Annotated in this window: 20 protein-coding genes; 5 read left to right on the plus strand and 15 right to left on the minus strand. The window is 65.9% G+C overall.

Going from position 1 to position 22001, the window contains the following annotated elements; all coding sequences use genetic code 11:
* From DDT93_RS17800 to DDT93_RS27090, 4 genes are all read left to right on the plus strand, one after another.
* On the plus strand, nt 1–245 hold a 245-nt coding region (locus tag DDT93_RS17800; RefSeq protein WP_109467235.1), incomplete at its 5' end, for a DUF2312 domain-containing protein.
* 45 nt (nt 246–290) lie between these two features.
* On the plus strand, nt 291–668 hold the full coding sequence (locus tag DDT93_RS17805) for a hypothetical protein (RefSeq protein WP_109467236.1): 378 nt from the start codon (nt 291–293) through the stop codon (nt 666–668).
* Nucleotides 669–876: 208 nt separating this feature from the next.
* Entirely contained in the window at nt 877–1974 is a 1098-nt protein-coding gene (locus DDT93_RS17815; protein ID WP_109467238.1) for a tyrosine-type recombinase/integrase, read from the plus strand.
* A 379-nt stretch (nt 1975–2353) separates the two neighbouring features.
* Nucleotides 2354–3154, plus strand: a complete 801-nt coding sequence (locus DDT93_RS27090; RefSeq protein WP_269800956.1) for a calcium-binding protein — start codon at nt 2354–2356, stop codon at nt 3152–3154.
* Between the two features lie 75 nt (nt 3155–3229).
* Here the strand turns inward: DDT93_RS27090 and chrA are convergent, their stop codons facing one another.
* The 4 genes from chrA to DDT93_RS17840 all read right to left on the minus strand — a co-directional run bounded on the left by chrA (nt 3230) and on the right by DDT93_RS17840 (nt 7184).
* Nucleotides 3230–4615 (minus strand): chromate efflux transporter, encoded by a 1386-nt coding sequence (gene chrA / locus DDT93_RS17825; protein WP_109467240.1) that lies wholly within the window; start codon nt 4613–4615, stop codon nt 3230–3232.
* Nucleotides 4612–5448, minus strand: a complete 837-nt coding sequence (locus tag DDT93_RS17830) for a chromate resistance protein ChrB domain-containing protein (RefSeq protein ID WP_109467241.1) — start codon at nt 5446–5448, stop codon at nt 4612–4614. Before DDT93_RS17830 ends, chrA begins: the two co-directional genes overlap by 4 nt.
* A 146-nt stretch (nt 5449–5594) precedes the next feature.
* The gene (locus tag DDT93_RS17835) at nt 5595–6023 is read right to left on the minus strand and encodes a YqaA family protein (RefSeq protein WP_109467242.1); all 429 of its coding nucleotides are present in this window, start codon (nt 6021–6023) and stop codon (nt 5595–5597) included.
* Nucleotides 6024–6206: 183 nt separating this feature from the next.
* The gene (locus DDT93_RS17840) at nt 6207–7184 is read right to left on the minus strand and encodes a quinone oxidoreductase family protein (RefSeq protein WP_109467243.1); all 978 of its coding nucleotides are present in this window, start codon (nt 7182–7184) and stop codon (nt 6207–6209) included.
* Nucleotides 7185–7275: 91 nt separating this feature from the next.
* Here DDT93_RS17840 and DDT93_RS17845 point away from each other — a divergent pair, with 91 nt between their 5' ends.
* Entirely contained in the window at nt 7276–7590 is a 315-nt protein-coding gene (locus DDT93_RS17845; protein ID WP_109467542.1) for an ArsR/SmtB family transcription factor, read from the plus strand.
* 181 nt (nt 7591–7771) lie between these two features.
* Here the strand turns inward: DDT93_RS17845 and DDT93_RS17850 are convergent, their stop codons facing one another.
* The 11 genes from DDT93_RS17850 to DDT93_RS17900 all read right to left on the minus strand — a co-directional run bounded on the left by DDT93_RS17850 (nt 7772) and on the right by DDT93_RS17900 (nt 21994).
* On the minus strand, nt 7772–10282 hold the full coding sequence (locus DDT93_RS17850) for a VWA domain-containing protein (RefSeq protein ID WP_198654905.1): 2511 nt from the start codon (nt 10280–10282) through the stop codon (nt 7772–7774).
* Between the two features lie 279 nt (nt 10283–10561).
* A complete protein-coding gene (locus DDT93_RS17855; protein WP_109467245.1) occupies nt 10562–11986 on the minus strand; it encodes a gamma-aminobutyraldehyde dehydrogenase in 1425 nt (474 codons plus the stop codon).
* Nucleotides 11987–11998: 12 nt separating this feature from the next.
* On the minus strand, nt 11999–12805 hold the full coding sequence (locus DDT93_RS17860; protein WP_109467246.1) for an ABC transporter permease: 807 nt from the start codon (nt 12803–12805) through the stop codon (nt 11999–12001).
* Nucleotides 12795–13745 carry an ABC transporter permease gene (locus DDT93_RS17865; RefSeq protein ID WP_232825498.1) on the minus strand — a complete coding sequence of 317 codons (951 nt, stop codon included), beginning with the start codon at nt 13743–13745 and terminating at the stop codon, nt 12795–12797. Before DDT93_RS17865 ends, DDT93_RS17860 begins: the two co-directional genes overlap by 11 nt.
* Nucleotides 13746–13747: 2 nt before the next feature.
* Nucleotides 13748–14734 carry an ABC transporter ATP-binding protein gene (locus DDT93_RS17870; RefSeq protein WP_109467248.1) on the minus strand — a complete coding sequence of 329 codons (987 nt, stop codon included), beginning with the start codon at nt 14732–14734 and terminating at the stop codon, nt 13748–13750.
* Between the two features lie 59 nt (nt 14735–14793).
* Nucleotides 14794–15951, minus strand: a complete 1158-nt coding sequence (locus DDT93_RS17875; RefSeq protein ID WP_109467249.1) for an ABC transporter substrate-binding protein — start codon at nt 15949–15951, stop codon at nt 14794–14796.
* 246 nt (nt 15952–16197) lie between these two features.
* On the minus strand, nt 16198–17112 hold the full coding sequence (locus DDT93_RS17880) for a LysR family transcriptional regulator (protein WP_109467250.1): 915 nt from the start codon (nt 17110–17112) through the stop codon (nt 16198–16200).
* A gap of 94 nt (nt 17113–17206) precedes the next feature.
* Nucleotides 17207–19138 (minus strand): alpha/beta hydrolase, encoded by a 1932-nt coding sequence (locus DDT93_RS17885; RefSeq protein ID WP_109467251.1) that lies wholly within the window; start codon nt 19136–19138, stop codon nt 17207–17209.
* Nucleotides 19139–19210: 72 nt separating this feature from the next.
* Entirely contained in the window at nt 19211–19822 is a 612-nt protein-coding gene (locus DDT93_RS17890; RefSeq protein ID WP_109467252.1) for a lysozyme inhibitor LprI family protein, read from the minus strand.
* A 136-nt stretch (nt 19823–19958) separates the two neighbouring features.
* Nucleotides 19959–20924, minus strand: coding sequence for a helix-turn-helix transcriptional regulator (locus DDT93_RS17895; RefSeq protein WP_109467253.1), 966 nt, complete (start codon nt 20922–20924; stop codon nt 19959–19961).
* A 215-nt stretch (nt 20925–21139) separates the two neighbouring features.
* Entirely contained in the window at nt 21140–21994 is an 855-nt protein-coding gene (locus DDT93_RS17900) for an SH3 domain-containing protein (protein WP_109467254.1), read from the minus strand.
* Between the last annotated feature and the right edge of the window lie 7 nt (nt 21995–22001).

Genomic DNA, 22001 nt, shown 5'->3' on the forward strand with positions numbered 1-22001 from the left:
GCGACAAGGTCGAGCAGGCCACGGCCGACCGGCTCCGGTCCTTCGTCGAGCGCATCGAGCGCCTGGAGCAGGAGAAGGCGGAGATCGCTGGCCAGATCAAGGAGGTCTACGCCGAGCTCAAGGCCGAAGGCTTCAATGCCCCGGCCCTCCGCGCCCTCGTCAAGCGCCGCAAGCAGGACCCCGACACGCTCGCAGAGCACGAGGCCGTCCTCGAGCTCTACATGGCCGCCCTTGGGATGGGCTAAGCCCCTCGCCCACCCACACAACGCACCACGGAAGCACCAGGACCCATGCCAGCACGCAAGTATTCCGACACCCTGCTCGATCGCGCCGCAGCCATGCGGGATGAGGGCCATTCCTACACGGCGATCTCGCAGCGCCTCGGGATCTCCTACGGGGCCGCCTACTGGCACTGCCTGCGGCTCGGTGCCGACAGCCCCCGCGCGCAGCGAAGCCGGGAGCACGCGCCGGGACCACGGGTCGTCTCCCGCGGCAACCACCAGGTCCGCCGCTTCACCGACGACGAAGACCGTCGCCTGCTGGCCATGGAGCTCGACGGCGAAACCGTCTCCGCGATCGCACGCGCGCTCGGCCGCAAACCCAACTCCATAACCGGGCGCCTCATGACCCTCGCAAGGCGCGAAGCACGAAGGGAGCTGAAGGGATGACGGTCCTAATGCCGCGCGGCTTCAAAGTGAAGGATGCCGCGGATTACCTCGGGATCAGTGCTAGCAAGCTACGTGATCTGCCAATCGAACCTCGGAAGGTCGGTGGCAACGTACTTTATGACAGGGATGATCTTGACCGCTGGTTCTCGGCTCAGCCCTATAGAAACGGGGACACAAATGGACCTGAGGACATCCCTCAGTGGTAGAGATGAAACTAAAGTATCCGGGCCTTATCCGCGACGTATTGCCATCCGGGAACCTGCGATGGCTTGTACGTGTAGAAGGGAATCCGAGAAAGCGCATAACTCTGATGGTGGGCCCGGACCATCCTCAGTTCCACGAAGCCTATGCAGCAGCCAGAGTTGGCGTTTCCCTACGCCCCACAAAGACGCCTGTGGAGCGCGCCGAGCCGGGCACAGTTGGTTGGCTAGTGGATTCCTACATAGGCCATCTGGACCGGCTGATCGCAGCAGGACAGGCTTCCCCGCTTACCATGAAGCAGCGCAAGCCATTTGCCGAAGAGTTGAAGGCCCACACTTCAACCAGCCCGCGCTCGTATGGCCGAGCCTACCGAGATTTGCCGATGGCGATCCCGCAGGAGGAACTGGCTCGCTTCATGGACAGTTTCATCGCTACACCTGGGAAGGCGATAAACATGCGAAAATTCCTTCGCGCCATGTTCAAGTGGGCGGTGCAACGGAAATATTGCACGTCGAACCCGGCAGCAGGACTTGAGGTCGATTACAAAAGCCAAGGAGGCGCAACACCTTGGACGCTGGCCGACCTTGAGAAGTTCCGAGCCTGCCATCCGAAGGGCACGCAAGCGCACCTGACGCTCTCACTCTTCATGTTCACTGCCTGCCGCATAGGGGACGCAATCACTCTCGGGAGAGCAAACGAAATCAAGTTGAACGGCGAACCATGGCTCGGATGGCAGCCAGAGAAGAAGGGATCGAGCTACGTTGAGATTCCAATCTTGCCACCCCTGCTTTCCGCTATCCGTTCGCAATCTGTGATCGGCCCGACGTATCTGTTGACGGGATATGGGAAACCGTTCCGCTCGCCCGAAGGGCTGAGGAACCGGCTCAAGAAATGGTGCACAGAGGCTGGTATCCCGGATAGGTCCAGCCACGGCATCAGGAAGGCTGCAGGCCACCTACTGTCCATCAATGGCGCGTCTCAGTATGAGATTATGGCGGTCCACGGACACGCGAATGCCAGCACCTCTGAGGTCTACACGAGGGGTGTGGAGCGGCAGCGTTTGGCTGCGTCTGCTGCCTCGAAACTGGCAAGGATGGACTGGTGATGTGTCACACGCCGGATTCCAACCCTGTCATCTGTGACACCTAATCATTGAAAATATTAGGCTTTTTCCTGAGGGGTATTAGGCCTGCCGGGCCTACCAATTCCGCCGAAAATCCCAACTCTCGTGTCAGGTACGGGCCCCGCCTGGAGGCGTCACCGCCTCTGTTGCTGTCGCTCCGGACCTACAAGAAAACCAATCCGGTCGCGAAGCGAATGCCACATTATTGATTTGTTCAGCACTTGTGGTTTCATGCTAGGCTGTCTGAAGACTTGGTCCAAATTCTTCATTTCAAGGCAGTCACATGACGACTTTCACATATTCAGGTTACATCGCTACATTTCGTGCCAATAGAAGCGTATCCAAGGTTACCGAAGCAACCATGGACGTCGTTGCGGATGGGGCGGACGCGACCTTCCGCTACAGCCGCACCTACACCAACGGCGAACCCGACGCGTACATCTACATTCAAAGCGAGCTGCTCACGCTGCGCGTTGATGACGAGAACATCCCCCTCTACTCGATCGCCGGGCTTCATGCGGAGACCGAGCAGCTTGCGTGGTCGGGAGGGGTGTCGAACGTTCTTTCGGTAGAACTCGGCGATGGAACCACGTTCGTCACGCAGATCTCGGGGGACAGCATTCCCGAGTTCGACACCGCCGCCGACATGAATGCCTTCCTTTCCTCGGTTCACCGCACGCAGCTGCTGAACTGGGGGTTCTACGGACCGGACATGGATATCCCGCTCTCGCGGGTCGGCACGCCGACCATCAGCGAGCACGATGTGATCACCGGGGACAAGTTCGGGAACATTCTGGCTGGCGGCAAGGGGAAGGACACGATCTTCGGCGCCGGGGGCAAGGACCAGATCAGCGGTGGCGGCGGCAACGACACCCTGATCGGCGGTGGTGGCAATGACCAGCTTCGCGGTGGCAAGGGAAACGACATCTTCGTTTTCCAGAACCAGGGCGGGATCGACAGGGTCATGGATTTTGAAGTGTTCAACCGGCGCGAAAAGCTCGATCTGAGCGCGGTCGACGAGATCGCGGGATACCGGGACCTGGTCAACAATCATCTGACGTTCCGGAACGGCAATACCGTGATCGATGATGGGGATGGCACCAAGATTGTTCTGGTCGGTATCGATGTCGATGACCTCGCTCGTGGCGATTTTATCTTCTAGGAAAGCGCCTTAGCGTCTTTCTGTCAGCTATTGGCCATAGGCGGACCCTCGGGTCCGCCTATGGCCTGCGCGGGGTCAGGCCAGCATCGTCAACAGAACTCCGGTGAGGGCGGCGCCTGCCAGCACGGTGACCATGCCCAGTTTGAGGCGGAAGACCGCGACGATGGCGAAGGCCGTCAGCAGCGCCGCGCGCCAGTCGATTGAGGCGGGACGCGGGAGTTGCATCGTCATCGGGCCGGCCTGCCAGGTGATCACCTCGCGGAAGATGACGTAGATCGCGAACCAGATGGCGAGGTTCAGGATCACGCCGACCACGGCTGCCGTTACCGCCGTGAGCGCCGATGCGAGGGCGCGGTTCTGCCGCAGCCGTTCCATCCAGGGGGCGCCGAGGAAAATCCAGGCGAAGCACGGCGCGAAGGTGACCCAGGTGGCGAGCAGCGCGCCGAGCGTTGCCGCCCAGAGATTGCCGGTGGCGCTCCACGCGCCGAGGTAGCCGACAAACTGGAGCACCATGATGAGCGGCCCGGGCGTTGTCTCGGCCATGCCGAGACCGTCGAGCATCTGGCCGGCGGTGAGCCAGCCGTAGGTGCCGACCGCCTCCTGCGCCACATAGGCCAGCACCGCGTAGGCCCCGCCGAAGGTGACGACCGCCATCTTGGAGAAGAACAGCGCGATGTCGGCGAAGACGTTGCCGGGACCGAGGGCGAGGAAAAGGAGACCGACCGGGACCAGCCAGAAGGCGAGCGCCAGCAGACCGGCGACAAGGGCGCTGCGGCGGGCGGCGCGGGGCATCTCGATGGTCTCGTCGCCGAGGAGCGTGTCGCTGTCCGCCACATGGGCGCCGCTTGCCGCGCCATGCCCGCCCCCGGGGGCAAAGGCCGCGATCCCGGCGCGTGCGCCTGCGTAGCCGATGAGGGCGGCGGCGGCGACGATCAGCGGAAAGGGCACCTGAAAGGCGAAGATGGCGAGGAAGGAGCAGAGCGCGATGGCGCGCATCGCGTTGTTCTTCAGGGCCTTGCGACCGATGCGGACGAGCGCCTGGAGCACGATGGCCAGCACTGCCGCCTTGAGCCCGAAGAAGAGCCCCTCGACAAGGGGCACCTCGCCCCAGATCACGTAGATCCAGCTGAGGCCCATGATCGCCAGGATGCCGGGGAGGATGAAGAGCCCGCCCGCGATCACCGCGCCACGGGTGCCGTGCATCAGCCAGCCGATGTAGGTGGCGAGCTGCTGCGCCTCGGGGCCCGGCAGCAACATGCAGAAGTTCAGCGCGTGCAGGAAACGGTCGTCGCCGATCCAGCGTTTCTCTTCCACGGTGATGCGGTGCATCACCGCGATCTGCCCCGCGGGGCCCCCGAAGGAGAGCGCCGCGACGCGGGCCCAGACCCGCGTCGCTTCGCCAAGGGTCGGCCAGTCTTCCCGCGCAGTTGCGAGCCGGGTGTCGAGAGATGCGTCGGTCATGTTGCGGCTCCCGGCTTGTTGGTCGGCCAATTGTGGGTTTCCTCGGTGGCGTCGCGGCACCAGCGGTAGAAGGCGTCGTAGAGGCCCATCCCGGCCTCGAGCTGGTCGAGGTCGCCCGCATACATCCGCGACAGACCCAGCGAGGCGGCAAGCAGGCCCGGCACCTCGGGGGCGAGCTCTGGCCGCGCGGTGTCGGCGCCACGGACGATGGTGGCCAGCCGGTCGAGCGCCGGGGTGAAGAGGCCGAACTCGGCCAGCATGGTGTCGAAGGTGCAGGTCTCGTCCCGGTGGCTCCAGAACACGCCTTCGATGTCGAAGGGCATCCCTCCGAGCAGATCCGCAACGTTCACCACCTCGGTCGGTGCCACGTAGAGGAAGACCGCACGGGGATCGACGAAGCGCCGGATCAGCCAGGGACAGGCGATGCGGTCGATCTTGGGGCGGGAGCGCGTGATCCAGAGGCTCCGCCCCTGTCGGTCGCGCCCGGTGATGCGGTCGGCATTGATCAGCGGCAGACCGGCATCGCGCCAGCCGTTGTGGCCCTGGTCGAGGTATTCCGCCGCGATCCCCCGGCTCCGCAGCAGGGCGGCGAGGCCCTGACTGCGGCCGTGGCCCTCGGCGCAGACCACGATGACCGGGCCGGTCAGGTTGGCGATGAGGGCGTCGAGCGCGGCGGGCTCCATTTCGGCATCGCTCAGCGCGCGGGCGCCGGGCAGCAGGCGGGGATCCTCGGCGCGGATCGGGTCGCGCCGGTTGTCGAGGATGACCGGGCAACGGGGCGTGCCGATCAGTTTCAGAAGCTTGTCGTTGGTTATGGCATCGAGCGCAGGCATGAGCGTTCCTCCAGAAAGCCGGATGAAGTTGGAACGCGAGCTTCGGCTGTCGCCTCGTGGGGAGATCGCAAATCCCCATGCGGCAATCTTCCTGCAGGTCGCCTGTCTTGTCAATCGGGCGTTGCGGGGCCCCGGAGCGGGACGGGCTAGAGCCAGGCCAGCGTGAGCCCGGCCACCGCAAGGTAGCGCCCGGCTTTCGCAATAGTGACGATGAGCAGAAAGCTTGGCAGCGGTTCGCGCATCACCCCCGCGACGACGGTCAGCGGGTCGCCGATGACCGGGACCCAGCTGGCCAGCAGGCTCCAGCGGCCATAGCGGTGGTATTGCGCCTCGGCGCGGGCCAGCTGGCTGGCGGAGACCGGGAACCAGCGCCTGTCCTGAAACCGGCGCAGGAACCGGCCGCAGAGCCAGTTGACCACCGAACCCAGCACGTTGCCCGCCGTCGCGACACCGAGCAGCAGGGGCACGGAGAGCGCCCCATCGGTCAGGTAGTAGGCCAGCAGCGCCTCGGACTGGGCCGGCAGCAGCGTCGCCGCGACGAAGGCGGCGAGGAACAGGCTGGGGTACGGGAGCATCGGGGATCAGCGTGTCCGGGTTGTAGGGGCCGTGGCGGGGCTGTCGGCGACCTCGGCCTTGCCAACCCGGTGCGACGGGCTGTCGTAGACGGGTTTCGGGCCCGCTTTCAAGCTGATTTCACGCCGACCCGGATGGGAGCAGGCGCCGTTGGCGCCATGCCCCTGCCCCGCGTTCGCCTGCCGTCAGGGCGTGATCAGGATCGCGCCCTTGACCGTTCGCTCCTCGGCGGCTCCGTGCGCCAAAGCGATGTCGTCGAGGGAGAAGCGCGCCCCGATGTCGACCTGAACCACCCCTCGCGCGATGGCGTCGAAGAGTTCGGCGGCATTGGCCCGGAAGGTCGCGGGGTCAGCATTGTGGGGGAAGACGGAAGGACGGGTCAGGAACAGGCAGCCCTTCTTGTTCAAAATCTCGGGGTCGATTGCGGGGGCTTTCCCAGAGGCCGCCCCGTAGGACACGACGAGGCCGAAGGGTCTTGCGCAATCGAGGGACCCGAGCAGGGTGTCCTTGCCGATGGCATCGTAAACGACGCGGGCCTTCTCGCCCGCGGCGGCAACGAATGCGGCCGGCCATTCCGGGTCGTTGAGGTCGATCACCTCCCGGCACCCGGCCGCCAGTGCGGTCTCGCGCTTCTGCGGCGAGCCGGTGGTTCCGTAGACGACCGCGCCCAGGTCGGTGGCCCATCTGGCGAGGATCTGGCCGACGCCGCCCGCCGCAGAGTGAACGAGCAGCACGTCGCCCGGTTCGACCCGGTGGGTCCGCCGCAGGAGGTACTGGGCCGTCATCCCCTTGAACAGCAGGGTCGCCGCCATCTCGTCGCTCACCGCGTCCGGCAGCGTGACCAACTTGTCGGCGGGGACGTTGCGATGGCTCGCATATGCGCCGACACCCGCGTTCATGTAGGCCACCCGGTCGCCCACTTTGTGGCCGGATACATCCGGCCCCAGCGCCTCGATCACGCCCGCGGCCTCGAAGCCCAGCCCCGTCGGCATCGGGAGCGGGTACATGCCCTTGCGCTGGTAGATGTCGATGAAGTTGAAGCCGATGGCGGTGTGGCGGATCAGCGCCTCGCCTGCGGCAGGCGGCGGCAGCTGCCTGTCGACCAGTTTCATGACGTCGGGGACCCCGACCTCTGTCAGTTCCACGACACGGCTTTTCACCATTTTGGTGCTCCCCACACTGGTGCTAGGATCTCAGAATGACCCAAGGTATGATCGCCATCGTACCTTGCTGCAAGAGAAAAGGACGATGCGCGTGCCGGACGAGACTGGGCATCCCGAGATCGAAGAGATGGAGCTGGGCGTGCTGTTCTCGGCGCTCGCCGATCCGGTGCGTCGCAAGGTGGTGCTGGCGCTCGCGTCCGACCCCGATTGCATCCGGCATTGCAGTTCGTTCGATCTGCCCGTCACCAAGGCCACGCGGACGCATCATTTTCGCGTGCTGCGCGAGGCCGGGCTGATCCGGCAGGTCGATCTGGGCAACAGCCGCACCAACCAACTGCGCTGGACGGATCTGGAGGCGCGGTTCCCGGACCTTCTGAAGCTGCTGGTGGCGGAGGCGAAGGAATAGACGCTGGCCGGGCCAAGGTGGGAGCTTTGGGCGCGCCAGATGGTGGAATTTCCTGGTTAGATTAATTATTCAAAATCTGATACTTGAAAGATTATCCTCACCTGAAATCTCAGGTCTCTTCGATCAAGCGTGATGCAGACGAAGGCGGCACTGATACCGCCTTCGCCCAGGGTTCTGCCGATCAGAGCAGGAAGTCGTTGGCGGCCAGGTCGGCGACCGTCACGTTCTCGATCACCAGACGGTCGCCATCGCCGAAGGTGACGATGGTATCGCCGTTCTTGGTGACCATCATGTCCTTGAGATCGCTGAACCTGTCGATGTCGAACTCGCGCAGGTCAATGACCTCTCCCTTGACCCGGGTCTGGAAGTCCTCGATCACGTCGCGGCCGTCGCCGAGGCCGAAGATGAAGCGGTCGGCCTTGGCGCCGCCCGAGAGCACGTCGTTGCCCCGTTCGCCGCGCAGGACGTCACGCCCGTTGCCGCCAATGAGGCGATCGTTGCCGAGATTGCCGACGAGGGTGTCGTTGCCGCCGCCCCCGATGATGGTGTCATCGCCGTTCAGGCCGCGAATGGTGTTGGCCCTCGCGTCGCCGGTCAGAACGTCGTCGTAGCTGCTGCCGATCAGGCCCTCGACAGAGCTGTAGGTGTCACCGATCGCATCGCCGTGGGCCGCCGACGCGCCGCTGAGGTCCGCCGCGACGCCGCCATCTGCGTCGGCATAGCTGGCCATGTCCTTGCCTGCACCGCCCAGAAGGTCGTCGGCGCCCGCGCCGCCCATCAGGATGTCGTTCCCGGCACCGCCCTCGATCCGGTCGTCACCGGCGCCGCCGTGAAGCTTGTCGCCCTTGTCCTGGCCTGCCAGATGTTCGACGACCTGCGAGGTCGAGATCACCGTGCTGCTGCCGTCGCTTGCTACAGCGCGCACTTCGACCTTGTCGTCGGCCTTGGGATTCATTCCGGTCAGTTTGAACTCGAAGTAGCGCAGGCCGAAGGGCGTCACCGTCAGGTCGGCCGGGTCGATGGAGGCGACTTCGACGTCGTTGAGGTAGATCGTCAGCGATTCGAGGTCGGTGGCGGCGATGCCCGGATCGAGCAGCTCGTCCGACAGGCTCGACGGATCGAGCACGATGGTCGTGGACCCGTTGCTGAGGTTGTCATCGACGATGTCGAGATCGGCCTCGACGGCATAGCCGCCGACCCCGAAGCTCTGGATCTGCACGCCCTCCTTCAGCAGCGCGGCGACCTCGTCGGTCAGCGTGCCGCCCTCGTTGTTGCCGCCGTCCGAGAGGAAATACAGCACCTTCTGGCCTGCGTCCGAGCTCTTGAAATGGGCCAGCGAGGACTGGAGCGCGCTTTCGAAGTCGGTGCCGCCGAGGAAGTCCAGGCTGCGCACGTATTCGAGCGCGTCGGCGATGCCGTTGCCGTCGCTGTCCTCGGAGGCCGTGAAGGTCCTGGACACCGAGGAATCGGAGTCGAAAGGGACGATGGTGATCGCGGCATCGGGCAGGTTGGCATCGTTGATGATCGAGGCGTGCAGCGCCTCGAAGGAGGCGATTTCGGCGTCGAGGATGGTGTTGCTGTAGCCGTCGCCGTTGCGGTCGCCCACATCGACAGAGCCCGAGAAGCTGTCGTAGGTGCTGCCCGAGACGTCGATGGCGAAGACGAGGTCGACGTTGTCCGAGACGACCTCCTGCCGCGAGATGAAGCCGGAGATCTTGGCCGCGCGGCCGCTGGCGGCATCGTCCACGCTGAGGCTGATAGCGATTTCCTCGCCGGTCGAGAGGGTTTCGATGGACGAGGTGGTGACCGAGACCACGGTGCCGTCGCCATAGATCACGTCGTCGCCGTCGCCGCCGTGGATGACGTCGGCGCCGAAACCGCCGCGCAGTTCGTCGTTGCCCGCGCCGCCGACGAGGAGGTCGTCACCGGCGAGGCCGCGCAGGGTGTCGTCCGCGCTGGCGCCATAGAGGTCGTCGTTGCCGGAGGTGCCTTCGAGATCCAGCGAGAGGCTCGGGATCTTCCAGTTCACGATCGAGCCGATCTCGTCGGCGGTCAGCCCGTCGAGCGCGCCGATCGGCAGGCCCTTGAGCGCGTCCATCGTCGCCTTGAGATCCCGCACACCGCTGCCCTGCGCGGCGAAGGTGAGGAAGGAGGCCGTCTCGCCCGGGGCAAGGGTGACTTCGTACTGGTAGACGAGGTCGTCGTAGCTGAGGGAGAGGTCGCCGCCGCCCGCGTTCTTGTTGCTGACCAGAACGGCCGAGGGCGTGCTGGCGTCGGTGCTGTCGTAAGCGGCGACCCAGCTGTCCTTGTTGTTGACCGCGGCGTTGCCGCTGGAGGTCTTGGTGGCGATATTTCCGTCGGCCCCGAAGTCGGTTCTCAGCTGGTAGGTATAGGTGAGCGTGCTGTCAGACGTGTTGGTGATGGTGTCGAAGAAGCGTGCGTAACCATCGGTCTGCGACACTTGGATCTGCCGCTCGGCATAGATGCCCGAATAGCTCACGTAGGGCAGCGTGCGGAAGGTGTGGTCGTCCTCGGCAATCAGGTAGTAGTAGCTGCCGAGCCCGTTGAAATCCATTCCATAGTCAAATGCGTCATCGGTCCCGTCGTAGATGGACCCGTCGCTCGAAATGTCCCACTCGTACCCCTTGCCGTCGGTAATGGTGTAAGTGGTTCTAACAAAATCCTTAGCCAATGTACTCTCCACATGATCTTGACCAGGCTTTCCGGGAACGGAAAGCTGTGGGCGCATTTGTTACCCCTCGACCAGTTTGATTCAACTGGATATTTCAAAATGCAAATGCATGGGGATGCGCGGTCGCGTCAGGGTTGCGCGATCTGTGGAGAGATGCCTGCAAGGGTGGCAGCGGTGCCGGGAGCGGCAGGCGGCGCGGGAACGGGAGAGCGCCCGAAACCTGTGTTTTCCTGAGGGTTCGCCCCCGCGGTCACGGGATCGCGGGGGCGAGGGATTGCGTCAGTGCGCGATCATCACGTGGCGTGCGACGGTGTAGTCCTCGAGCGCATACATGGACATGTCCTTGCCGTAACCGGACTGCTTGAGCCCGCCGTGCGGCATCTCGTTCACCAGCATGAAATGCGTGTTCACCCAGGTGCAGCCGTATTGCAGGCGGGCCGAGATATCGAGCGCGCGGCCGATGTTGCCGGTCCAGACCGAGGAGGCAAGGCCGTACTGGCTGTCGTTGGCCCAGGCGACGGCGGTATCGGCGTCGTCGAAACGGGTGACCGAGACGACGGGGCCGAAGACCTCGCGCTGGACGATCTCGTCGGTCTGGAGCGCGCCTGCCACGACGGTCGGGCGGTAGTAGAAGCCCGATCCGGCCGCAAGCTCGCCGCCGGTGGTGACCTCGATGTGCTTGAGCTCGGAGGCGCGCTGGACAAAGCTTGCCACGCGGTCGCGCTGACGCTCGGAAATCAGCGGCGGGATCTCGTTCAGGGTGTCATCGACGTTGTCATAGACGATGGACGAGACGGCGCTGGTGAGGTCGGCGACGAGGTTGTCGTAGATCTTGGGCCCGGCGTAGATGCGGCAGGCGGCGGTGCAGTCCTGCCCGGCGTTATAGTAGCCGAAGGCGCGCAGACCGTCGACGACCCGCCCGAGATCGGCGTCGTCCATCACGATCACCGGGGCCTTGCCGCCCAGTTCGAGGTGGGTGCGCTTGACCGACTTGGACGCCGCCTGAAGCACCTTCTTGCCGGTGGCGACATCGCCGGTGATCGAGACCATGTCGACCTCGGGGTGGTTGATCAGCGCGTTGCCGACGCTGCCGCCCTGCCCCACGATCACGTTGACCACGCCGGTCGGGAAGATGCCCGCGATGATCTCGGCCATCAGCAGCGCGGTCAGCGGCGTCTGCTCGGAGGGCTTCATGACGACGGTGTTGCCGCCCGCCAGCGCCGGTGCCAGCTTCCACGCCATCATCATCATCGGGTAGTTCCACGGCGCGATGGAGGCGACCACGCCGATGGGGTCGCGCCGGATCATCGAGGTATGGCCGGCGAGGTACTCGCCCGCCACGGGACCGTGCATGTTGCGCACCGCACCGGCGAAGAAGCGGAAGCAGTCGGCCACCGCCGGAACCTCGGCGGTGCGCACCTCGTTGATCGGCTTGCCGCAGTTCAGTGCCTCGAGCGCGGCAAAGTCCTCGGTCCGCGCCTCGACGGCATCCGCCAGGGCCAGCAGCATGGCCGACCGCTCGCCGGGCGTGGTGCGCGCCCAGCCCGGAAAGGCTGCGCGGGCCGCCGCGACGGCGCGGTTGACCTGGTCGAGGTCGGCCTCGGGCATCGCGACGATGATCTCGCCGGTGCGCGGGTTCAGGACCTGCTCCTCGGTCTCGGTGCCAGCCTCCTGAGCGCCACCGATCAGCATCTTGGTCTGCATGGATTTCCTCCGTTACTTGCCTTGTCCGGCGACCGCTTCGGTGCCGCGTGTGAGATAGTAGGCGCCCAGAATGGGCAGCAGGGTGACGATGACGACGATCATGGCGACCACGTTGGTGACCGGCCGCTCGCGCGGGCGGACCAGTTCCTCCAGCATCCAGATCGGCAGGGTCTGCTGCTGACCGGCGGTGAAGGTGGTCACGATGACCTCGTCGAAACTGAGGGCGAAGGCCAGCATCCCACCCACCACGAGGGCCGTGGCGATATTGGGCAGGATGACATGGCGCAGGGTCTGGAACAGGTTGGCGCCAAGGTCCATCGAAGCCTCGATCAGGCTGCCCGAGGTCCGGCGGAACCGGGCAACCGCGTTGTTGTAGACGATCACTACGCAGAAGGTCGCGTGGCCCAGCACGATAGTCCATGTGCTGAAAGGGATCTCGGCGATGGAAAAGGCCGAGCGCAGCGCGATGCCGGTGACCACGCCGGGCAGCGCGATGGGCAGGATCACCAGCAGCGAGATGGTCTCGCGTCCGAAGAACCGGGTGCGGCTGACGGCGGCGGCGCAGAGCGTGCCGAGGATCATGGCGAGGATCGTGGCGATGGCGGCGACGCGGACCGAGAGACCCAGCGCCTCCCACACGTCGGGACGGTTCCAGGTGACCGCGAACCACTTGAGCGTGAGGCCCGGGGGCGGCCACTGAAAGGACTTCTCCTCGGTGGTGAAGGCGTAGACGAAGATCAGCAGGATCGGCAGGTGCAGGAACAGCAGCCCGGCCGCCGCGGCGATCTTGAGCGAGAGGGGGGCGCGGTCAGAGTGCATTGAAGGCCCCCATGCGCTTGGCGCCCCAGAGGTAGAACCCCATGATCACGATGGGCACCACGGCAAAGGCGGCGGCCAGCGGGATGTTCCCGGCGATGCCCTGATGCTGGTAGACCGCCTGCCCGATGAACAGCCGCGAGGTGCCGATGATCTGGGGGATGATGTAGTCGCCCAGCGTCAGCGAGAAGGTAAAGATCGACCCGGCCACGATCCCCGGCAGCGCCAGCGGAAAGAGCACGTGGCGGAACGTCTGCGCCGGGCGGGCGCCGAGGTCGCCGCTGGCCTCGAGCATGGAGGGCGGCACGCGCTCCAGCGCGGCCTGGATCGGCAGGATCATGAAGGGCATCCAGACGTAGACGAAGACGATGAAGGTGCCCGTGGGGCTGACCGAGAGCGAGTTGCCCCCGACCACCGGCAGAGAGAGGTAGGCGTCGAGCAGCCAGTTCAGGTGCAGCCCCTCCAGTGCCCAGGTCAGGATGCCTTCCTTGGCGAGGATCAGTTTCCACGCGTAGATCTTGACGAGGTAGCTCGACCAGAGCGGCATCATGATCCCGAGGTAGAAGACCGCGCGCCAGCGGCCCCGGGCGTAGCGGGCGGCGTAATAGGCGATGGGAAAGGCGATGACCGCCGAGGCCAGCGTGCAGATCGCCGCCATCGTCACGGTGCGCAGGATGATGTCGAAGTTCGCCGGGGTGAAGAGTTCGGCATAGGTCTTGAGCGTGAACTCGTAGTTCACCAGCCCGGTGAAGTGGTCGATGGAGAAGAAGCTCTGCAGCAGCAGCGCGAAGAGCGAGCCGAGGTAGATGATCCCCAGCCACAGCACCGGCGGCAGCAGGAGCAGGATCAGCAGGAGCCCGGGACGGCGCCAGAGCGTGTCGGAGAGGCGCGTGCCGATCCCCTCGCTCCGGGTCTGGCTGAAGCTGTCGCTGGTCTGGGCCATGCTCATGCCCCGGCCCGCATCAGGTGCAGATCGTCCGCCGCCCAGGTGAGGCCGACCGTTTCGCCCTCGACCGGGCGCGGCGCGTCCTGCGGCAGCAGGGCGGTCAGGCGCGTGCCCTCGGCCTCGAAGCTGACGCGCGTGGTAAGGCCGAGGAAGCTGAGGCCGGTGACCCGCGCCTTGAGCGGGCCGTCCGATGCCAGCCGGAGCCGTTCGGGCCGGATGGCCGCCGGGCAGCGCTCACCAGTCAGGCGGGCCACCAGCGCCTCGGGCAGCACGTTGGAGGAGCCGACGAAATCGGCGACGAAGGGCACCTCGGGGCGGAAATAGATATCCTCGGGGCCGCCCACCTGAATGATCTTGCCGTCGTTGAAGACGGCGACGCGGTCGGCCATCGACAGCGCCTCGCCCTGGTCATGGGTGACGAAGACGAAGGTGATGCCCAGCTGGCGCTGAAGGCCCTTGAGCTCTTCCTGCATCTGCTCGCGCAGCTTGAGGTCGAGCGCGCCCAGCGGTTCGTCGAGCAGCAGCACGCGCGGCTTGTTCACCAGCGCGCGGGCCAGCGCGACCCGCTGGCGCTGACCGCCAGAGAGCTCGGAGGGCTTGCGCGTGCCGTAGCCGCCGAGGCGCACCATCTCCAGCGCCTCCTCGGCGGCGGCGTGGCGCTGCTTGCGGCCCTGCCCGGCGATCATGAGGCCGTAGGCGACGTTGTCGATCACGTTCAGGTGCGGGAAGAGCGCATAGTCCTGAAACACCGTGTTCACGTGCCGCTTGTAGGGCGGCAGGTCGGCGACGGACTCGCCGAAGATGCGGATATCGCCCGAGGTCGGTCGTTCGAACCCCGCGATCAGGCGCAGGCAGGTGGTCTTGCCCGAGCCCGAGGGCCCCAGCATGGCGAAGAATTCGCCTTCGGCGATGGCGAGGCTGACGCCATCCACCGCCTTCACCGCCCCGAAGTGGCGCGAGACGTTCGCGAAAGATACGGCTGACATGGAGATGGTCCGGTCTTGGCCCGCGCCGACGGGGTCGGCACGGGCGGGGTTTCAGGAAATCAGCGGCCGCCGATCACGCCGATGTAGTCGGAGACCCAGCGGTAGTAGGGCACGCATTCGCCCTGGCTTTCGCAGTTGGCGACAGGGGTCTTCCAGAACTTGATCTTGTCGAACTGGGCGAGGCCGTTGGCATCGCAGCCCTCCTGGTTCTGCATCCCGCGACCGTCAGTGCAGGCCGCCGGAACCGAGGGCACTGCGCCGAACCAGACCGAGAGGTCGGATTGCAGGTTGGAACTCAGCTGGTGCTCCATCCACTTGTAGGCGCAGTTCGGATGCTCGGAGTCGACGTGCAGCATGGTGGTGTCGGCCCAGCCTGTCGCGCCTTCCTCGGGGATGACCGAGGCGACCGGCACGTTGTCGGCCTTGAGCAGGTTCACCTGGAACGGCCAGGAGCCGGAGGCGGCCATGCCCTCGTTCTTGAAGTCGTCGATCTGGATGAAGGCGTCGTGCCAGTAGCGGCTGACCAGCTCGCGCTGGCCGCGCAGCAGGTCGAGCGCGGCGGCGTACTGGTCGGGGGTCAGTTCGTAGGGGTCCTTGATGCCCAGCTCGGGCTTGTGGAACATCAGGTAGTTGGCGGCGTCCGCGATATGGATCGGGCCATCGTAGGCCTGGACCCGGCCCTTGTTGGATTGGCCGTCCGACAGGGTGGTTTCCTCGAACACCACGCTCCACGAGGTCGGGGCTTCGGCGAAGGCCTCGGTGTTATACATCAGCACGTTCGGGCCCCACATGTAGGGGGTGCCGTAGTGGGTGCCGTCGACGTAGTGCCAGGGCGCTTCCTTGAGGCGGTCATCCACGGTGTTCCACGAGGGGATCAGGTCGATGTTGATCGGCTGGACCCGCTTGCCCGCGATCATCCGCAGCGAGGCATCGCCCGACGCGGTCACGAGGTCAAAGCCGCCCTCGTTCATCAGCGCGACCATCTCGTCGGAGGTGTTCGCGGTCTTGACCGAGACCATGCAGCCGGTCGCTTCCTCGAACTTGGTGACCCAGTCGAAGCTCTTGTCGGTCTCGCCGCGCTCGATGTAGCCGGCCCAGGCGACGATGGAGAGCGCGCCCTCGCCTTCGCCGACCGCGGTCATCTGGGCGGTGGCCCCGGTCGCGACTGCCGCGGCGGTGATGGAGCTCACCACGGCAGTGATGAATGTCTGTCTCATTGCAATCTCCCTGCGGGGCAGAGCGCGCGACCTCGTGGACCGGCCGCAGGCGACCGGCCCGGCGGCGCCGCCGGATACCCAAGATGTTTTTTGCTATGGACCCGGCTGATCCGGGCGCGATCCGGGGCCGCACGGCCCCAGGGCCCACGGTCCATCCGTCGCAGGATCACTATGCAAAGGCGCGTCTGCGTTCGCAAATTCAATAATCAGAAACTACCATTCGGAATTTCCGATAGCTCGGACACGTCAAACGCGAAGGTGCTTGCCGCCCTGCCCCATCCGCGCCAGCGAGATGAAGTCGCGCACGGCGGGCGACAGGGGCAGTCCGCGGCGCCAGACGACCCCCACCTGCACGATGGGCAGCGCGCCCGAGACATCGCGGCTCTCGATCCGGTCGCCGTCGAGCGACCAGGGGCGGTAGACGAGGTCGGGCAGAAGGGCCACGCCCGAGCCGGTTGCCACGAGGCTGCGCACGGCCTCGACGCTGCGGGTCCGGAAGGCGATCTGGGGTCGTTTGCCGAAGGCCGAGAGCAGTTTGACCGCCTCTTCCTCCATCTCGTCCACGTTCAGCATGATCAGCGGCTCGCGCGCCACGTCGTCCAGCCCGATGCTTTCGCGGTTGGCCAGCTTGTGCTCCAGCGGCAGCCAGAGACGGAAGGTCGAGACATCGAGGATCTCGGTCTGCAGCGCCATGCGGTCGCGCAGGTTCGAGATGACCATGACGGCGACGTCCAGTTCGCCGCCGATCAGCAGGTGTTCGAGGTACTCCCCGGTATCTTCCAGCGCCGAGACGTTGACCGAGGGGTTCATCCGGCGGTAGCGCGAGAGCAGGTCCGACATGACGTAACCCGCCATCAGCGAGGTCACCCCGATGTTGAGGCGGCCCGCCGTCTTGCCCGGGGGTCGCTTGAAGGCCCGCCGCGCGCCGGAGACGTCGGAGAGGATCTTGGTGGCATGGCGCAGGAACTGATGGCCGCTGTGGGTGATGGTCAGGCCCCGCGCGTGACGCTCGAACAGGGGCACACCCAGATCGGCCTCGAGGTTCTTGAGCGCCTCGGTCACCGCGGATTGCGAGATCGAGAGGGTCTGGGCCGCCCCGATGACCGAGCCCTTTTCGGCGACGGCAACGAAGTATCTCAGTTGCTTGAGGGTAAAAGACATTGTCTGTGGCTCGGGGTTGTCCGGAGGACCGGAATGCGGCGGGGTTCGAGCCAGCTAACGACAGCCACGGTCAAGACACAAGCCGCCAGCGCGCCTACTTGGCGGGAGGCGGCACGTAGAACTTTGGCTTGAGCTTGTCCGTGCAGGCGGCGTTTACCGGGGCCTCGGGGTGTTCGAGGAAGGCCGCGGCGATGTCGCGGGCGCATTGCGAGAACTGGATGACCGCGTGCCCGGCCTCGGGGAAGAGCACCGCCTGCCCCTGCGGGAGGGTCCGCACCACCATCTCGGCGGCGTCGGGGTTGGTCTGGGTGTCCTTGGTGCCCGCCATCGCAAGGACGGGGAGCTCGCTCGACACCGGGTCGTGGTAGCCCTCGCGCGGGTGCTTGTCGAAGAGGTCGCAGAACCCGTAGAGCGGCATGGTGTCCTCGCGCACGCCGACGTCGATCACCGGGAAACGGTACTGCGCCGAGACCTTGTCGAACCCTTCGCGCGAGTTGAAGGGAAAATCCTCCTGACAGGCGATGATCCCCAGAGAGAACATCATCCGCGTGTTCGAGGTGAACTTGGCCGAGTCGATGCGCGCGCGTTCGTAGAAGGCGGCGACATCCTCGTCGGTCATCGCGGCGACGAGCCCGAGGATGCGGGGGCGCTCGGCCTCGGGGACGTGCAGGGTGACGAAACGCTCGATGGCCTCGCGGTCCGGCTGCTGGCCGATGAAGAGCACGTAGTCCTGCAGCATGGCGAGCAGGTCGTCGGCCTCCATCCCCTGCGCGACGGCGGACAGTTGGTCGTCAAACAGTTGTTCGGTGTCGGCGGAGCCGGTGGCCGAGACCTCGTCGGAGAGCGAGGACAGCAGCTTGGCCGTGGCGGCCTGAAGGCTGCGCATCTGGTCGGCCTGCATCAGCGCGACCTCGGCGACGGTGCGGTCTGCGTCGTTCAGGCGCGCGCCGAAGCGCGCCATCAGGGCGGCGGGAGAGGCATCGGGATTAAGACCGCCGGTCAGCAGCTTGTCGGCGGTCGCGGTCTCTCCCCGCGCCAGTTCGGTCAGAACCTGCGGCAGGTACATGGTAAAGGGAGCGGCGGTGCGGTTGCTGAGCTCAAGCAGGCTGTCGATGAACTCGGGGCCCACCTCCTGCCCGGCGACCTTCAGAGGGGGCTCCTCGCCCAGCCGCTTGCCGACGGCGGCGATGGTGGCTTCGAGATCGGGAAAGGCCTTGGCGCAGGCTTCGTCGGCGGCGCAGTAGTCCACCACCCAGCCCAGCGCCTGATCGGGCGGGACGCCGTTGCTGTCGTAGGAGGCATTGTCGACGCGCGCAATGCTGTCGATCACGAGGCTGCGCAGCCCTTCGGGAGCGGCGCGCAGCAGCTCCTGCCCCAGCTTGGTGCCGTAGGAGATGCCGAAGGCGTTGTACTCCGGGTAGCCCAGCGCATCCATGATGGCGCGGACGTCCTTCGCGCTCTGGGTGGTGTTGTAGAGCGAGAGATCGACACCGCTCTCGGCGGTCTCGGCGATGCAGCGGGCGAGCGGCTGGCCGGGCTCGAAGATCTTGTCCTCGTCATCGGGTTTCACGAACTGCATGAAGTCCTTGGAGAACTCGTTGTAGCAGGCGATGGTCTTGTCCGAGATGCCCGAGGCGCGCTGATCGAAGATGATCACGTCGCGCCGGTCACGCACGAAGTCGAAGACGCGCGCGTTGAAGGGGATGTCCTGCACGGTATAGCCGCCGGGGCCGCCATGCAGGTAGATCACCGGATCGGTCGCCGGTGCCTCGGATCGCGCCTTGAGCACCGCGAAGGCCAGCGGGATCGTCTGGCCGTTGTCGGCCTCGTGGTTTTCCGGGACGGAGATGCGTCCGCAGATCACCGTCTTGCCCTCTACCTCGAGCGCGCCGAGGGGACGCGGGCAGTTCTCGATGGCGACGGGATACCTGTCGTCGTGCCCGCCGTTCCGGAGGGCGTCGAAGGCCGGGTCGCCCGCCCCGGACAGGAGGGCGACGACGGTGGTCAGTACCTGGTCGGGTGTCATGGCGGAACTCTCCCTCGCTTGCGGTTGTCTGTGCCGGACGGAGCGCGTGTGACGTTAAGCGCCCTGCCCGCCTCAGCCCTGCGCCGTGCAGGTCGTGGCCTTGCCGTAGGCATCCTCCCACAGCGCTTCCGGACCGTTTAGCGTGACGCTCCCCATCTGGCGCAGGTAGTAGGTGTCGGGCGTATCGACCGAGGTCTGGGCGCCGACGCCGATGCTGTCCCCGCGCTCGACGCGGATGCCCGGCAGCTCGTTGGGGAACAGGTAGATGATCAACTCGTCTGCCGGGCCCTGACCGCAGAGATAGGTGGTTACCGAGGCCGGTTCCTCCAGCATCCATTCGGCGACCAGTTCGCCCTCGCGCCGCAGGTACTCGGTTTCGATGCAACTGCGCAGGTCGGTCTCCTTCCAGCACTCGTCACGCCCCTTGATCCATCCGCGCTGGTAGGCGCGCAACTCGTCGGTGGCGGTCTGGGCCCCCGCGTCGAGGCCGCTGGTCACGGCGACCGCCGCCTCGAAGACCTCGGCCAGGCGCCGGTCGAGGGCGGCGAGCGCCGGATCCTCGCAGATCAGCTTCTCGGCGGAGCTCTCCGCCTTGGCGCAGTCGAAGGTCGGGCCGTCCTGTGCTAGGCAGAGGGTGGCCGTGGCGGCAATGAAGGGCACTGCGGCTAGGTGGTATCTGATCACGTCGACGTCCTTTCAGAAATCGTCCGGCCCCGGCGCGCCGTCTTGCGTGGAATCCTAGACCGAAGGCGCGCGGGCCGACTATCCGGATCGGGCCGCGCATGTCCGAATTACGTACCCCCGGCCCTCCGGGGCGGGTTCAGTTCAGGTCCCGGCGGGCGCGGCGCAGGGTGGTCGAGGGCAGCTCGCGGTAGGTGCTCTGGTAGGTCTGTGCGAAACGTCCGAGGTGGCTGAACCCGCAGTCCATCGCCACGCCGGTTACCGTGCATTCCCCGCGCCCGGCCAGCAGGCGGTGCCTGACCTCGTCCAGACGGATCGCGGTGAGCCTCTCCCACGGGCTGCAACCGCTGCTGCGGCGGAAGGCGGACTGAAGATGGCGCGGGGTGATCCCCAGGGCGCGGGCGATGTCCTCTATCCGCATGGGTTCGGGGTAATAGGCCCGCATGTAATCCTCGGCCTCGCGCACGATGGCCGCCGGCTGGTCGGCGCTGCGGGCGGTGGCGGGATCGAGGAACAGCTGCTCCACGTGGTCGATCAGCAGCGCCTCGACCAGTGCCGCCGACCGGTCCGAGAGCAGCAGCGGGGTCTCGGAGGCGAGGTCGGTCAGGATGTAGCGGATCAGCTCGCCCAGCGCGGCGGCGGCGCCCTTGCGGGTGACCAGCAGCGGGTCGGCCGAAGCCTCCGGCCCCAGAGGCGGCTGCGCCAGCGTGAACGGGGCGGAGCGGACCGGCGCCTTGAGCATGTAGGCGGCAAAGCGGTCGCCCTCCTCGCCCATAACACGGGTCTGACGCCGGCTGGGACCGAAGCCGAGCAGCCCTCCGTCCCGCTCGACCAGCAGACGCCTGTCATGGACCACTTCCAGCCGCCCCCGGACCGGGAACATCAGGGTCATGCTGTCTTCGTCGGTCAGTTCGATCTGGTGGCCTGAGGAGGTTACGCCGAGCAGGCTGATACTGCTGTTGTCGAAGCTGGCGCGCCGGACTGCGAGCGCGCGTTTCGACCGGGTCAGAAAATCGAACCGCGCGGCCCGGCTGAACAGAAGCGCGGTGTGTCTGCCGGGGGCCGATGTGCCCTCTGTCCAGCGCTCGCTCGTATAATTCAGCATCTCCTCCCCTCCAGCGGCAGGATGCTCCGGACTTGGGGCCTCTGGGCGACGCAGGCCCCCTCTTGCAGGGTCTTCGGCCAGTCGCGCCCCGGTGCACGCCGGGTCTAATGATCTGTAAAAGTTGAACGTCTCAAATGTGCCTTGTGCCGAGACTAACCCGGAACCGGGAAATCACCAAGCCAATGCGCGCCGGGGTTGCGCCCTGCGATGCGTCGTCAGAACAGGATGTAGCCGCCCTCGCCATCGGAGAGCGTGAAGGTGAGCGTCGCGCCCTGCCCGTTCCGGTTGGTCGAGAGCACTGCGGTGCCCGAGGCGCCGCTGGTGCAGTGCAGGCGCGTGCTCTGGCTCTTGACGGTCATCGGTGCGCTCTGGAACAGGCCGGTGCAGGTGATGACATGCGTGCCCCCGCTGATCATGACGGCATAGGCGCCTTCCTTGTGACCGAAGACCTTGCCGTCGATCGAGCCGCCGCCCCCGTGCAGGATGCCCCGGCCCGAGAGGTTGACATCGGCCCCGCCGCCGGAGGTGCCCCCATGCCCACCGCTTTCGCGCATATGGCTCTCCACCGCTGCGTTCGCCCGGGTCAGCTGGGTACCGGAGCAGCTGCCGCCGGTTCCGATCCTGCGTCCGGAGGAATTGAACAGTGCGGTGCAGCCGGTGTGAAAGCGCACCTCCATCTCGCCGGAGCTGCGGATGAACAGTTCGGGCACGTCGTTGGCCTGCGATGTGTGATGGCCCGGAGCCCCGGATTCGGTGAGGTAGCGGCCAGCCACCCAGCCCGAAAGGCCGCCATCGGGTGTCTCGACATGGCACCAGCGGCTGGTGCCGGTGCCCTCGCACCCAAGGTTGCGAAAGACGTATCCGTTGGGCGCCATGCCGACCACGCGGTAAGAGGCCCCGGCCCCGCTGCGGATATTGAGATGGTCATCGGAACTGACCCCGGTGACCTTCCAGTAATCCGGCCCCATCTGCGCCATCGACAGTCCGGGGGACAGCAGCAGCAGCGCCATGACCGCGAAGCTGCGCAAACGCGCGGAACGCCTACGAGTGAACTTGGCCAGCAATGTCATCGCTTTC

The organism is Albibacillus kandeliae, assembly GCF_003116585.1.
In the GTDB taxonomy this organism is placed as follows: domain Bacteria; phylum Pseudomonadota; class Alphaproteobacteria; order Rhodobacterales; family Rhodobacteraceae; genus Albibacillus; species Albibacillus kandeliae.